Source organism: Marinobacter sp. AN1 (assembly GCF_026013985.1).
Taxonomy (GTDB): Bacteria; Pseudomonadota; Gammaproteobacteria; order Pseudomonadales; family Oleiphilaceae; genus Marinobacter; species Marinobacter segnicrescens.
Genome location: NZ_CP110342.1, coordinates 2418420 through 2432556 on the forward strand (window position 1 = coordinate 2418420; position 14137 = coordinate 2432556).

Sequence of the window (14137 nt, forward strand, 5' to 3'; positions counted from 1 at the left end):
CCCTTCCACCAGTTACATCCGATTCAGCCACTCCGGGGGGGCTTCCTCTTCCTCGCCCTCTCCGGCAATGCCCTCTTTCGGGGGCACGACCATATCTGTGCGGGTCACACCCAACGCAACAAGCAGGTTCGCAGAGACATAGATGGATGAGTACGTGCCCACGATCACGCCAATAGCAAGGGTGATGGCGAAGTTATTGATGGCTTCACCGCCCAGGAAATACAGTGCCATCAGCACCAGTAACGTCGTCAAAGACGTATTGATGGTCCGGTTGATCGTCTCATGGATAGAGAGGTTGACGGTTTCCTCCGGATCATCAATCCGCAGCTTCCGGAAATTCTCCCGGATACGGTCCATGATGACGATGGTATCGTTCAGGGAGTAACCAATAACCGCCAGCAGGGCCGCCAGTACGGTAAGGTCAAAGGTCCACTGAAACAGCGCGAAGAGCCCCAGTACGATGATGACATCATGGGCCAGGGGTATCACCGATGCGATACCGAACTTGAACTGGAAACGCATACCCACGTAGATCAGCACCACCGCGAGCGCCAGCAACATGCCCAGGCCGCTGCTCTCCTTGAGCTCATCACCGACCTGGGAGCCTACGAACTCCGAGCTCACCAGCTCCACGTCGATGTCGGAACGATTCTGCATATCCGCAAGTATGCTGCGGCCGAGTTCGTCATCACCGGCTTCCTGCATACGGATGAGCACCAGCGTGTCAGACCCGAAGTTCTGCACCACAAAGTCCTCGTAGCCGGCATCGGTCAACGCCTCGCGGACGTCATCAAGCTCGGGAGCCTCGGCGTACTCCAGCTCCACCGACGTGCCGCCGGTGAAGTCCAGGCCGAAGTTAAGTCCGCGCATTCCCAGCACCACAATGGATGCCACCACCAGCAACAACGAGATGATGGCGAAGGGCTTGCGCAAACTCATGAAATCAAATTTTTCGGTACGGGTATCAGACATTGGCCAGCTTGCCTCCGATCGAGAGAGATTCGACCTTCCGGCCTCCGTATATGGCGTTCACCATTCCACGACTCACCACCAGGGCGGTAAACAGGGAGGTGACGATACCAATACTGAGGGTTACCGCGAACCCCTTTACCGGCCCCGAACCCATGGCGAAGAGAATAATCGCCACCAGGAAGGTGGTGATATTGGCGTCCACAATGGAAACGAAGGCCCGCGAATAGCCGGAATTGATCGCCAGCTGGGGTGAAACCCCTTCCCGCAGCTCTTCACGGATACGCTCGAAGATCAGTACGTTGGCGTCCACCGCCATCCCCACCGTCAGCACGATACCGGCAATCCCCGGCAAGGTCAGCGTGGCGGAAATGATCGACATGCAGGCCAGCAAAAGCATCAGGTTGAGCGTCAGCGCAACATTGGCGACCAGGCCGAAAGCCCGGTAGAAAACCGCCATGAACACCAGCACCAGGCAGAAGCCGACGACAACCGACATAAAGCCGGCATCAATGTTCTGCTGTCCAAGGCTCGGTCCGATGGTCCGCTCCTGGACGAAGTACATGGGCGCTGCCAGGGCACCGGCACGCAACAGCAGGGCCAGTTCTGACGCTTCATGGATGGAGTCCAGCCCGGTAATACGGAAGCTGGAGCCCAGGGTGGACTGTATCGTGGCCAGGGAGATGATGCTGGTCTCCTGTACCCGCTCTTCACGGGTCACCACCTCGCCGTCGACAACTTCCTGTTCCATCTCGGTACGGAATTCAATGAACAGGACCGCCATACCGCGACCGACCGAGTTGCGGGTGGCGCGGGTCATCAGGTCACCACCCACCCCGTCAAGGGTAATGTTGACCTGTGGCATACCGTTTTCGTCAAAGCTCTGACTGGCGTTGGCGACGTTCTCACCGGTAACAATCACCTCCCGCTCCAGCCGTGCGGTACGACCAGGTTCATCCCGGAAAGGATAGGTCTCGGTAGAGGCTGCGGGAGCATCCTGGCGCGCCGCCAGGCGGAACTCCAGGTTGGCGGTTGCACCAAGTACCCGCTTGGCCTGGGCGGTATCCTGTACCCCAGGCAGTTCCACGATAATCCGGTCGGCCCCCTGGCGCTGCACCAGCGGCTCAGCGACACCCAGTTCATTGACACGATTACGGATAGTGGTCAGGTTCTGCTCGATGGCATAGTCCTGGATCTGCTGGATCTCCTGCTCGGACAGGCTCAGGTTCAACAGATAGTTGTCTTCCTCTGTACTCTCGTCGAGCAGGAACTCATTGTAACGATCGCGGATAATGTCGAACGCCTGTGAGCGGTCCTGCTCACTGCGGAAAGACAGCTCGATACGGTTGCCGTCAGAAACATCGCCACCACGATAACGGATGCGCTCCTCCCTCAGCTCCCGCTTGATCTGACTGGCGGTGGCATCGAGGCGCTGCTCAACTGCGGTCTCCATATCCACCTCGAGCAGGAAGTGAACGCCCCCTCGAAGGTCAAGGCCCAGCTTCATAGGGCCGGCACCCACTGCCTTCAGCCAGTCCGGGGTGGACTCTGCCATATTCAGGGCTACCAGGAATTCGTCACCCAGGGCCTGCTGAACAACCGGCCGCGCCTGTAACTGGTCATCAGAGCTGTTCACGCGGATCAGCGCACTGCGCTCCTCCCGGTCAATGCCCTTGATGGTGATGCCGGCTTCCTCCAGTGCCTCGGACGCCCGGTCGACTGTCTGCTGGCTGATCTCGGTACCACTGCGGGCACCGGTAATCTGGATGGCATAGTCGTCGGGGAATACGTTCGGCAAGGCATAGACGAACCCGATCGCCAGAACGACCAGGATCAGTATGTTTTTCCAAAGCGGATACTTGTTCAGCATAGGAGCCCTTTGTTGACCGCTACCAGGCCACCGGCATGGCGGTGGCCTCCCTGGTCATTGTGTTCAGATGTCTTTCAGAGTGCCCTTGGGCAGGGCCGCACCAACCGCAACCTTCTGAACTTTCAGTTCCACGTTATCGGCCACTTCCAGCACCACGAAGTCATCAGTCACACGGATGATCCGGCCAACGATGCCGCCAGAGGTCACCACTTCGTCACCCTTGTTCAGGCCCGACATCAGGGCCTTGTGCTCCTTGGCACGCTTGGACTGCGGGCGCCAGATCAGCAGGTAAAAAATCAGGATGAAACCACCGAAGAAAATGACCTGCCCCATAACTCCCATACCCTGGGCGGCGTCCTGGGCCAGGGCAACACCCGGCACGGCGGAGGCCAGGAGGGTGGCCAACATGGCTTTTACTGCTTTCATAGGATGTCTCCGTTAGTCGTTCTGCAATGAATACGGGTGCGTGGAGGTTCAGCCACCGGCCAGGGGCGGCACAGGCAGGCCACGCTTGGCGTAGAAGGATTCCACAAAGTCGGACAATGTACCTGCTTCAATAGCCCCACGCAATCCGGCCATCACCTTCTGGTAGTAGTGAAGGTTGTGGATGGTATTTAATTGCGAGCCCAGCATTTCACCACACTTATCAAGATGATGCAGATAACTTCTCGAGAAATGTGAACAGGTATAGCAATCACACTCGGCATCGAGCGGTGAGGTGTCGTGGCGATGGGTGGCGTTACGTATCTTGACGATACCGGTGGAAGTGAACAAATACCCGTTACGGGCATTCCGTGTGGGCATGACACAGTCAAACATGTCCACACCACGACGCACCGCTTCGACAATGTCCTCCGGACGACCGACGCCCATCAGGTAGCGGGGATGATCTTCCGGCATCCGCACCGGCAGGTAGTCCAATACCGCGATCATTTCCTCTTTCGGCTCCCCTACTGACAGGCCGCCGATGGCATAGCCGTCAAAGCCGATGTCGACGAGGCCCTCCAGGGACCGCTTCCGCAAGTCGTTGTACATGCCGCCCTGGATGATGCCGAACAGTGCGGACGGGCTTTCGCCATGAGCCACCTTGCTACGGGCCGCCCAGCGCAGGGACATTTCCATGGACTCCCGGGCCTGCTTCTCGGTGGCCGGGTAGGGAGTGCACTCGTCAAAGATCATCACAATGTCCGAGCCCAGGTCCCGCTGGACCTGCATGGCAATCTCCGGGTTCAGCTCCACCGGCGAACCATCCACCGGCGAACGGAAGCTCACACCCTGCTCAGTGATCTTGCGCATGTCTCCAAGGCTGAATACCTGGAAGCCCCCGGAATCCGTGAGGATGGGCCCCTGCCACTGGGTAAAGTCATGGAGGTCGCCGTGGGCCTTGATCACTTCAGTGCCCGGCCGCAGCATCAGGTGGAAGGTGTTGCCGAGAATGATCTGGGCGCCGGTCGCTTCGATATCCCGGGGCAGCATACCCTTTACGGTGCCGTAGGTACCCACAGGCATGAATGCCGGGGTTTCAACCACACCCCGGGGAAAGGTCAGGCGGCCCCGACGGGCCTTGCCGTCTTCACCGAGTTTTTCAAATGACAGGAAACAGTTGTCGCGCATTTTCAGGCTCCTGGTCCGGCTAGCGCCCCGAGACTGGGCTCCTGACCGGTAATAAACATCGCATCACCGTAGCTGAAGAAGCGATAGCTTTCGGCCACTGCCACCCGATAGGCCGACATGGTGTGATGATAGTCAGCGAAGGCACTCACCAGCATGATCAGGGTGGATTCCGGCAGATGGAAGTTGGTGATCATCCCGTCGACGGTCTGGAACCGGTACCCGGGCCGGATGAAGATATCGGTCTCACCCTGGAACGGGCGCACCACCCCACCCCGACTGGCGGACTCCAGGGAACGTACCGAGGTAGTGCCAACGGCGATAACCCGCCCACCACGCTGCCTGGCCGCCCTGATGGCCTCGACCGTGGCTTCCGGCACCGTAGCCACCTCACTGTGCATCACGTGGTCCTCTACCTTTTCCACGCGCACCGGCTGGAAAGTGCCCGCTCCGACATGAAGGGTAACAAAGGCGGTCTGTATGCCCTTTTCGGCGAGGCGATCAAAGATCGACTGATCGAAGTGCAAACCAGCCGTGGGAGCGGCTACGGCGCCGGCCTCCCGGGCATAGACAGTCTGGTAGCGTTCCCTGTCAGTGCTTTCGTCGGGGCGGTCGACATAGGGGGGCAGGGGCATGTGCCCTGCCCGTTCGAGCAGATCCAGCATGGCCTCGCCGGATTCGGTCTTCAGCCTGAACAGGGCGTCCTCCCGGTCAAGCATCACCAGTGCGGAGCCATCTTCCAGCACTACCCGCTGACCGGGTTTCAGCGCCTTGGAAGCACGCACATGGGCCAGTACGGTATCGGTGGATTCAACCCGCTCCACCAGAACCTCCACCCGTCCGCCGGTGTCCTTGGTGCCGAACAGGCGGGCGGGAATAACCCGGGTGTCGTTGAACACCAGCAGGTCGTCGGGCTCCAGCAGGTCAGGCAGGTCGCGGAACTGGCGGTGGGCCAGTGCGCCGGACACGCCGTCAAGGCAAAGCAAGCGGGATGCACTGCGCTCCGCCATCGGATAACGGGCAATCAGCTCAGCGGGCAAATCAAAATGGAAATCAGAGACTTTCATGGACAGGTCGACTCGGGGCCGGCCCGAGAAGGCCGGAATTCTGAATACACCGGGCCAATGAGGAATGGTAGCGGCGGGCGGACTCGAACCGCCACGGGTTTTACCCCAACGGATTTTGAATCCGTCGTGTCTACCAATTTCACCACGCCGCCACACAGGTTGCCCGGTTGTCGAGAGCCCGGATTATACTGACGCCGGTTGCGAAAGCAAACGGCGGAATAGCAAAGCTGTCCTACAATCGGTCAAAGAGTGACAGCTGGGAGGTCTGGGCGAAGGATTGCTGGGCCGCCTGCAGCACAAAACTCTGGAACGAGAGGTTACTGATGGCCTCGGCGTAATCCACGTCCTGCAACTGGGAGCGCAGGTCTTTCGCGTACAGGGACGAGTTTTCCAGGAACTTGCCCGTGGACTCCAGCTGGTTCATCCGCCCGCCGATCTCGGTCTGGGTGCGCAGGATGGACTCCTGGGCGTTGTCCAGGTTCGCCAGCGAGTCACCGATCAGCTGGTCATAGGTAGCCTGGGTGCTGAGGAAGTTGGCCTCAGCGACCGGGTCAGCAACCAACGGGCCCACGTTGATATTGTCAAAACGGGCACCGGACGTTTGCAGCTCCCCTGCGGCCATTCCAGTGGCATCAATACTGATCTCTTTACCCGATGAGATCAGCTTGAGTTCACCGCTCTCAACCCTCGCTTCTATCCCTGCAAGTGACTCATCGTCCGAGTCATTAATCAGCGCGGCGAGATCCGCCAGGTCTTCACTGCCATCAAACGTAAAAACAGCCTGATTGATTTCAAGTACATCACCAACTGCGGGCGCAAAGCTGGTGATCGCGCCTGCCTCCGGCTGCTTCGGTAGATTATCAAGGCCATAGATCAGCTTCTCGATAGTGCGGAATATCGATTGCTTTTCACTGGTATTGATAAGGAACTCGTCGCCATCCCCGGCTCCGGAAACCTCGAACTGCATTCCCTGGTAGCGAATGCTCCCGCCACTGACATATTCACCGGACTCCAACACGGGGCCCGCTGGGTCGTTCTTGTCACGGATATCGTAACGAAACCCCGACGTCTGTGATGCGTCCTGTTCAATTGTCACCAGGTAATCCGTGGGCGAAGCACCGGCCACCTGTTCGGGATCCAGCACCACACCACTACTGATCCGCGCCCCGGACCCGACATTCGGCCCTACTTCGGTGAAGAACGTTGGCCCCCCGGCAGGCACGTTCACAAACAGGTCCTTGCCATGGTCGCTGATGGCTACGTTTACGCCATCATCAATTTCCAGCTTCCGCTGCCCCTCATCGCCCTGGTATACCCAGTCGCCATTGATGTTCTTTGCAAAGGCGGGGGTCTCCCCCTGGAAGCCGCTAAAGATGTAGGAGCCGGCACTGTCCTGGGTATTGGCCTGGGAAGCCAGTTCCTGCAGGCGCTGTTTCAGCTCCGCAGAAATGGACTGGCGGTCGTTCGCGGTCAGCGAGCCGTTACCCGCCTGAACCGTCAGCTCACGTACCCGCTGGATGATATCCACCATGCTGTCCAGAGAGCTTTCCTCGAGCTGCAGTCGGTTTTCCGCCAGCCCCACATTGCGCTGGTAGGTCTCGATGCGACCCACTTCCTGGTCCAGCTTGAGGATACGGGCGGCCGCTACCGGATCATCCGAGGGCCGGTTGACACGCTTGCCGGTGGACACCTGTTCCTGGGTCTGATTCAGGTTGACATTCAGGTCCTGCAGGCGGTTGATGCCGCCGGTAAAGATCTGCTGCGATGAAATTCTGATCATGTTACATCACCTCAACCCTGGCCTATCGGAAGGTGCCAAGCAGTGTATCGAACAGTTCCTGGGCCACGCCCATCACCCGGGCGGAGGCGTTATAGGCAGCCTGGTACTGGATAAGCTTGCCGGCCTCCTCGTCCAGGTTGACGCCGGATACCGCTTCCCGCTGGTTTACGGACTGATCCAGCAGGGTCCGGCCGGAGTCGCTGTCCAGCTGGGCCTGTCGGGTTTTCACCCCGACCTGCTCCACCAGTCCTGCATAGCCTTCGGTGAAGCTCTGGCTGCCGTTGTTCATGGTGTTTTTGGTGGCCAGCGCTGCCATCAGTTCGGCGTTACGATTATCTGCAGTGCCGTTAGTGTTATAACCAATGGTGAAGCTGTCCCCGGTTTTCGGGTTACCGCTGATTTCGAACTGAAACCCGCGGTAGTCCGGGTCCGACGGATCTTCTGTGAACAGTTTGTTGCTGATGCCCGGCTGGTAGGTGCCTGTTTCAAGCGGCGTGCCCAGATTCGCCGGGTCCCGGATCACATACTCGGTATCGCTGGTGAAATAGATTTCCAGTTCCGGCGATAACTGACCCCGCTGGCTGAACTCGGACAGGGGGGCGTTGGTGAGCGGATTGCGTACATCAAACATCAGCCCCTGGTTGATCCTGGCATCGCCACTGTTACCGCTATCCGCTTGCGCACGCACCGGGCTCGCGAAGGCCAGGTCTTCTTCCCGCTCAACCTTGAGGTCAATATTGGCCGCCTCAAAACGGGTCGGCTGGATCTGGAAGCTGTCCCCCTTGCTGAAGTCACCGGACTCCACGAATATGTTGAAACCAGGCATGGTAATTTCGGCCGGCAGTTCATCCGGCAGACGGCCCTGGTTCACCACCTTACCACTCTTCTGGTCAATCAGCTCGTAGCTGCGGCCGTTCTCTTCGGTAAACAACAGGGTCCAGGAGCCTGCCGGCAACTCAGAGGGGTTGGTGATATCCACCCCCACCACGGAATTCTGTGGCGGCTGGTTGTCTCCACTGGCAATGGCGCGGGCCAGTTGCTTCTCACGGCTGTTCACTTCGCTGAAGAATAAACCGCCCAGGTCACCTTCCAGGTCCATACCGATTTGATGTTGATGATTGACGGATTCCTGCAGCGCAATGGCCACCCGGCCCAGTTCATCGAAGGCCGGGGCCAGGCCTTCGCTTTCGAACCGACGCAGACCACCCAGTTTGCCGCCGGTTATCTGGTCATCAATTACCTGGGTACGGTTCCCGTTTGTCAGGGTGAACTCCAACCGCGTCGGATCATCCGCGTTACGACGGGTGCCCAACTGGGAGGCATCCGCTCCCACAACCAGCGCCTGCCCATTGGCCAGGGAAACGTTCAGCTGACCACCGCCAACCTGGTTCACCCGGACCTGGAGAATCTCGGATAGCTTGCGGACGGCCTCATCCCGCTGGTCTACCAGGTCATTAGGCAGGCGCCCCTGGGCCACACCGGGAGATTCGGAAATGGCCAGATTCAGCTGAGCCACCGTATTCAGCAGCGTGTTCGCATCCGCCACATTCTGGGTCTGCTGGGTTTTGACCAGTTCCCGCTGCTGGATGAATTCCTCGTGCAGCGCCTGGAACCGGTTAACCACACTCTGGGCCTCACTCAGCACCAACTGACGCTGGGGCAGTGAACCCGGATCTTCGGCGGCGTTCTGCATGGCCGCAAAGAAGTTGTTCAGGGTCTGGGACAGCCCGGTGTCCTGGCCACCGAGCAGGTCATCCAGGCGAGACAGTTCCTTGCGGAGGGTTTCCTGCTCGTTGTACAGGGCGGTATCGGAGCGCACCTGATCCACCAGGTACTGGTCCGCCAGCCTGCGAATATTGGAAATATCTACACCCGTGCCCACCGACCCGTTGCCGGTGTAGCGGGTGGGGCTGGACTCGAACTGCACTTCCTGCCGGCTGTAGCCCGGGGTATTGGCGTTGGTGATGTTGTTGCCGGTGGTGTTCAGGGCAGACTGATGACCCAGAACCCCACTCAGACCGATACCAATCAGACCTGCCATGGCGATTACTCCTCACCGACCATGGACAGGGTCGGGAACTGGTTCAGGGCCGCCTCGAAGGGCTCCCCTTCCATGATATTTCGAATCTTGCGGCCATAGGCCGGGTCAGTGGCATAACCGGCCTCCTGCAGACGCTCGGCAAAGACCTCCGGCTGATCGGCCACTTCCCAGACAGCCCGGTAACGAGGGTTGTCCTGCAGGAAGCTGACGTAATCCCGGAAGCTCTCCCGGTAATCCGGATAGCGACGGAAATCCCAGCGCTCCTTCATGGCCACGCCTTCGCGGAACTCAGTGGTAGCGATGTTCACCGATTCGCCCTGCCAGCGGCTGTCCGCCTTGATACCGAACAGGTTGTAGCTGTGAGCTCCGTCATTGCCACGGATCATGTGCTTGCCCCAGCCGGTCTCGAGGGCGGCCTGGGCCACCATCAACCGCGGGTCAATACCCGACTCTGCTGCCACATCCTCTGCCAGCGGCAGCAGCGTGCGGACAAAGTGTTCAGGGCTTTCAAAGCGGTCCGGCATGGGCTGGTCGCCCGTCGTGACCGGGTTCCGGACCTGCTCCTCGCTGACCTCGGCCGGGCTTTCATTCAGGGGCTGTTCGGCCAGCGCCCTGACCTCATCCACCCGTTCGGGCAGCTTTGGAGAAAGGGGCGGAAGGCTGCGGTCATAATCCGCCAGGGTGCGACGGGCCCCCTGCATGGCATTGCCCTGGTCATCGATGCCCGGAATCTGCCGACTGAGCTGCCGGACCAATGCATCCGCCAGCCCGAAGCCCTGGTCCTTGCCCATGGACAGACTCAACTGACTGTCGAACATGTCCTGGTAGAACCCCGACTCGTTGCTCTGCAGATAGTTGCCCTGTGACAGCACATCATTGGCCGAGCGCATACTCTTGAGCATCTGGTTGAGGAACAGGCCTTCAAACTGTCGGGCCACCTCTTCCAGCGCTGCCTTGCGATCCGTACGGGCCTGTGTCTTCAGGGCGTTCAGGCCGCTGAACTCGGTGTAGAACTGTGCCTGCTGGATTCCGGACTGCTGCATCAGATCACCTATATGACAATCAGCTCGGCACGCAACGCGCCTGCCTGCTTCAGGGCTTCAAGCACCGCCATCACGTCACCCGGCGCCGCGCCTACCTGGTTCACGGCCTGCACGATTTCGTTCAGGGTGGTGGCCGGGCCGAACTGGAACATCCGGGCCGGGTCTTCGGTAACGGCAATCTGGGTGTTGGGCGTGACCACTGTTTCACCACCGGCAAAGGGGTTCGGTTGGTCCACTTGCAGGTTTTCCTGGATAGTGACCGTCAGGTTGCCGTGGGTGACGGCTGCCGGACTTACTTCCACATTCTGGCCCACCACGATGGTACCGGTGCGACTGTTAATGACCACCTTGGCCGCTTCCTGCGCCGGATCCACGTCCAGGTTTTCCAGGATCGACAGGAAGCTCACCCGCTGGGAGGGGTCGCGGGGCGCCTTAACCGAAATCGACGTGGCATCGTGGGCGTAGGCCATGCCCTCACCCAGGAAGCCATTGATGGTCTCCACCACCCGGCGCGCCGTAGTGAAATCCGCCCTCAGCAGGTTAAGGGTAATGGTGTCGCCCTCGGTGAAGGGGCTGGTGACTTCCCGCTCGATGGTTGCCCCGTTGGGGATACGCCCGACACTGGGGACATTCACGGTAATCCGGGAACCGTCCTGGCCCTGGGCACCGAAACCACCCACCACGAGGCTGCCCTGCGCCATCGCGTAGACCTGGTCATCAGCACCCTTCAGCGGGGTCATCAACAGGGTGCCGCCGCGCAGGCTGTCAGCGTTGCCCAGGGAAGACACGGTTATATCCAGGGTCTGCCCGTTCTTGGCGAATGCCGGCAGGGTGGCGTGGACGCTGACCGCCGCCACGTTGTCGGTATCCGGGTTCACGCCCTCGGGAATAGTGATGCCGAACCGGTTCATCATGTTGCGGAAGGTCTGGCTGGTAAAAGGCGCTGAATCGCCAGTGCCGTCGAGGCCCACTACCAGGCCGTAACCCACGAGCTGGTTGTCACGCACGCCCTTCACCCGGGTCAGATCCTTTAGCCGATCCGCCAACACCGGGCCGGATACCAGGGCGAACATCAGGAAGGTTGCAAGTATTCTGACAGCACTCACAGGGGCCACCACTCACTGTTGAAGAATCGGGTCAGCCAGCCTGGCTGGTTGGCCTGGTCAAAGTCGCCGGTACCGCCGTAGGCCAGCCTTGCATCGGCAATGCGCTGGGAAGAGACAGTATTGTCCGGGGAAATGTCCTGGGGACGGACCAGCCCACTGACGCGGATATATTCGTCGCCGTTAGTCAGCGACAGCCATTTTTCACCCCGGATATGCAGTACGCCGTTAGGCAGCACTTCCGTGACCGTCACGGTAATACTGCCTGCCAGGCTGTTGCTCTGGTCCGCCTCTGCCTGGCCTTCGAAATCACGCTCGCTGTTCACACTGCCCCCCAGGCGTTCGAAGTTACGCCCGAAGAAGGACGGGGTGCCGAGGCCAATCTCGGTGTCCTTGGTAATGCTGCTCTCCGCATTCTTGGAGGCGCTGGTGGACTCCTGCAGGGTGACGGTCAGGATGTCGCCCACGTTCAGCGCCGTACTGTCACCGTACAGGCTGTAGTTGCGGGAGTTCTGATAGATGCTGCCGGTATGGGGCTCCCGGCGAACCATCGCCTCGGCGCGCACCGGGGCATAGGCCGGGTCATTGGGCACCGGGCGCTCCCGGGTCATGGACTGACAGCCCTGCAGCAGGGCCAGCACCATGACCAGCGCCGCCCCGAGGGCGCTCCGGGCGGTGCTGCTGGCAGACTTGTTGGGATGGACTGTCATGCTCATTAACCTGTCAACCATTAACCAATATTATTGGTGATGAACTGCAGCATCTGGTCAGAAGCTGACACCACCTTGGAGTTCATTTCATAGGCCCGCTGGGTGGTGATCATGTTGACCAGTTCTTCCACCACCTCCACGTTGGAGGCCTCGGTCATCCCCTGCTGGATAGAGCCCAGCCCACCGATGCCGGCCTCCCCTTCCTGTGGATCACCACTGGCGGCGGTTTCCCGGAACAGGTTGCCACCCATGGCCTGAAGGCCCTGGGGGTTAATGAAGTCCACCAGGGGAATTTCGCCCAGGTTCACCGGATCGGCCTGGTTCTCGACCACCGCAGACACGGTGCCGTCCTTGCCAATGGTCACACTGGTGGCGTTCTCGGGGATATTGATGTTGGGCTCCAGCAGATAACCGTCCGGGGTGACCACATCACCGTCGGAGTTGAGCTGGAACTGGCCATCCCGGGTGTAGGCAATCTCGCCATCCGGCATCTGGATCTGGAAAAAGCCACGGCCATCGACCGCCAGGTCCAGCGGCTGTTCGGTTACCTGCAGGTTGCCCTGGGTAAATTGCTTGGTGGTTCCCACTACCCGCACACCGGTACCCAGCTGAAGGCCTGACGGAAGCTCGGCATTCTGGGCATTGAGGCCACCTGGCTGCCGGTTCACCTGGTACAGCAAGTCCTGGAACACGGCGTTGTCGCGCTTGAAGCCGGTGGTGTTAACGTTCGCCAGGTTGTTGGAGATGGTGGTCATCTTCGTATCCTGGGCGCTCAGACCGGTTTTACTGACCCAAAGTGCTGGATGCATGTCGGTACTCCTTTCAGGCCGGCCACCGGGCGGCGAGGGTTTGCCGCTTTTCGGGCAACGGGGCCGTTGTACGTGTCGTTATCAGAGGTTTTGCAACAGTCGTGCCGTAACCTCGGAATTCTCGTCAGCGGTCTGCATGACCTTTACCTGCATTTCAAACTGCCGAGACAGCTCCAGGTTGGCGATCATTTCTTCAACGGCATTGACGTTGGAGCTTTCCAGGAAGCCCGACGCCACCCGCATGTTTGCATCAGGCTGCTCCGGTCCATCGATAGCCTGGTCAGGCTTGCGACGGATAAAGCCGTCCTCCCCTTTCATCAGGGCGTCTGATGGGGGATTGACGAGTTTCAGGCGGTCGATTTCCACCAACTGGTCCGGCGGACCACCCACAGGCTGGATGGAGACAGTGCCGTCAGCGCCGATCAGGAGTTGCTCATAGGGAGGCAATGCCACCGGGCCACCGTTGCCAAGAACCATTTCACCGGAGCCAAGCCGAATCATTCCGTTAACATCCACCTGCAGGCTGCCGGAACGGGTGAAGACTTCTTCGCCCTGGTTGTTCTGGACGGCCAGCCAGCCTTCACCATCCATTGCGACATCGAGATTGCGACCGGTCTGCTGCAGCGGTCCGGCGCTGAAGTCGGTGCCGGGGCGTTCGGTCATGGCGTAGGCGCGGGTAGGATGGTGTTCGCCGAAAACGGGCATGCTGCGGGCCTGGGCGAAGTCTTTCTTGAAGCCGGTAGTGTTGACGTTGGCAAGGTTATTGGCATGGGCCTGCTGCGCCATCATGTTCTGCTTGGCGCCGGACATGCCGATGTAGATGGATTTATCCATGGGAAAACTCCTGCCGGAAATCTGACGTTCATTCGTCGTTTTCCTGGTTCTTGCAGGAGTCGTGCCAAAAACTTAGTTGGCGTTTTTGGCGGGGAAAGGGAATTGTTGTACGGGACCAAAGCTCGGTGCCGAGCCGGAGCATGGTGGTCCTTTTTCTCCACCGCAATTCACGGTCCATCCCTGGACCGGCCTTGCTCCGCGCCATCCCTGGCGCTGTTGCGAAAAAGGACCACCACACTCCGTCTCTATGGTCTGCTGTGATAACACTACTAAAACAGCGGCAACAACCAGCCGTGAAAC

At 59.7% G+C, this 14137-nt stretch carries 12 protein-coding genes and 1 tRNA gene; all 13 read right to left on the minus strand.

Annotation, left to right across the window (positions count from 1 at the left end; genetic code table 11):
• Nucleotides 1-12 precede the first annotated feature (12 nt).
• The 13 genes from secF to LJ360_RS11185 all read right to left on the minus strand — a co-directional run bounded on the left by secF (nucleotide 13) and on the right by LJ360_RS11185 (nucleotide 13837).
• A complete protein-coding gene (gene secF / locus LJ360_RS11125; RefSeq protein WP_264993997.1) occupies nucleotides 13-972 on the minus strand; it encodes a protein translocase subunit SecF in 960 nt (319 codons plus the stop codon).
• Entirely contained in the window at nucleotides 965-2839 is a 1875-nt protein-coding gene (gene secD, locus LJ360_RS11130; RefSeq protein ID WP_091848280.1) for a protein translocase subunit SecD, read from the minus strand. The genes secF and secD overlap by 8 nt, the downstream gene beginning before the upstream one ends.
• A 63-nt stretch (nucleotides 2840-2902) precedes the next feature.
• Entirely contained in the window at nucleotides 2903-3265 is a 363-nt protein-coding gene (gene yajC / locus LJ360_RS11135; protein ID WP_264993998.1) for a preprotein translocase subunit YajC, read from the minus strand.
• A 48-nt stretch (nucleotides 3266-3313) separates the two neighbouring features.
• Nucleotides 3314-4435: a tRNA guanosine(34) transglycosylase Tgt gene (gene tgt, locus LJ360_RS11140; protein WP_264996029.1), complete on the minus strand. Its 1122-nt coding sequence runs from the start codon at nucleotides 4433-4435 to the stop codon at nucleotides 3314-3316.
• 20 nt (nucleotides 4436-4455) lie between these two features.
• Nucleotides 4456-5517: a tRNA preQ1(34) S-adenosylmethionine ribosyltransferase-isomerase QueA gene (queA, locus tag LJ360_RS11145; RefSeq protein ID WP_264993999.1), complete on the minus strand. Its 1062-nt coding sequence runs from the start codon at nucleotides 5515-5517 to the stop codon at nucleotides 4456-4458.
• Between the two features lie 65 nt (nucleotides 5518-5582).
• A tRNA-Leu gene (locus tag LJ360_RS11150) sits at nucleotides 5583-5669 on the minus strand.
• Between the two features lie 80 nt (nucleotides 5670-5749).
• Nucleotides 5750-7297: a flagellar hook-associated protein FlgL gene (gene flgL, locus LJ360_RS11155; RefSeq protein WP_091848284.1), complete on the minus strand. Its 1548-nt coding sequence runs from the start codon at nucleotides 7295-7297 to the stop codon at nucleotides 5750-5752.
• Nucleotides 7298-7319: 22 nt separating this feature from the next.
• Nucleotides 7320-9338, minus strand: a complete 2019-nt coding sequence (gene flgK, locus LJ360_RS11160; protein ID WP_264994000.1) for a flagellar hook-associated protein FlgK — start codon at nucleotides 9336-9338, stop codon at nucleotides 7320-7322.
• Nucleotides 9339-9343: 5 nt separating this feature from the next.
• Nucleotides 9344-10381, minus strand: a complete 1038-nt coding sequence (flgJ, locus tag LJ360_RS11165; protein WP_091848286.1) for a flagellar assembly peptidoglycan hydrolase FlgJ — start codon at nucleotides 10379-10381, stop codon at nucleotides 9344-9346.
• Between the two features lie 8 nt (nucleotides 10382-10389).
• On the minus strand, nucleotides 10390-11454 hold the full coding sequence (locus LJ360_RS11170) for a flagellar basal body P-ring protein FlgI (protein ID WP_091848662.1): 1065 nt from the start codon (nucleotides 11452-11454) through the stop codon (nucleotides 10390-10392).
• A 29-nt stretch (nucleotides 11455-11483) separates the two neighbouring features.
• Nucleotides 11484-12128, minus strand: a complete 645-nt coding sequence (flgH, locus tag LJ360_RS11175; RefSeq protein ID WP_413774423.1) for a flagellar basal body L-ring protein FlgH — start codon at nucleotides 12126-12128, stop codon at nucleotides 11484-11486.
• A gap of 86 nt (nucleotides 12129-12214) precedes the next feature.
• Nucleotides 12215-13003: a flagellar basal-body rod protein FlgG gene (gene flgG / locus LJ360_RS11180; RefSeq protein ID WP_091848288.1), complete on the minus strand. Its 789-nt coding sequence runs from the start codon at nucleotides 13001-13003 to the stop codon at nucleotides 12215-12217.
• Nucleotides 13004-13084: 81 nt separating this feature from the next.
• Nucleotides 13085-13837 carry a flagellar basal body rod protein FlgF gene (locus LJ360_RS11185; protein ID WP_091848289.1) on the minus strand — a complete coding sequence of 251 codons (753 nt, stop codon included), beginning with the start codon at nucleotides 13835-13837 and terminating at the stop codon, nucleotides 13085-13087.
• Nucleotides 13838-14137 lie beyond the last annotated feature (300 nt).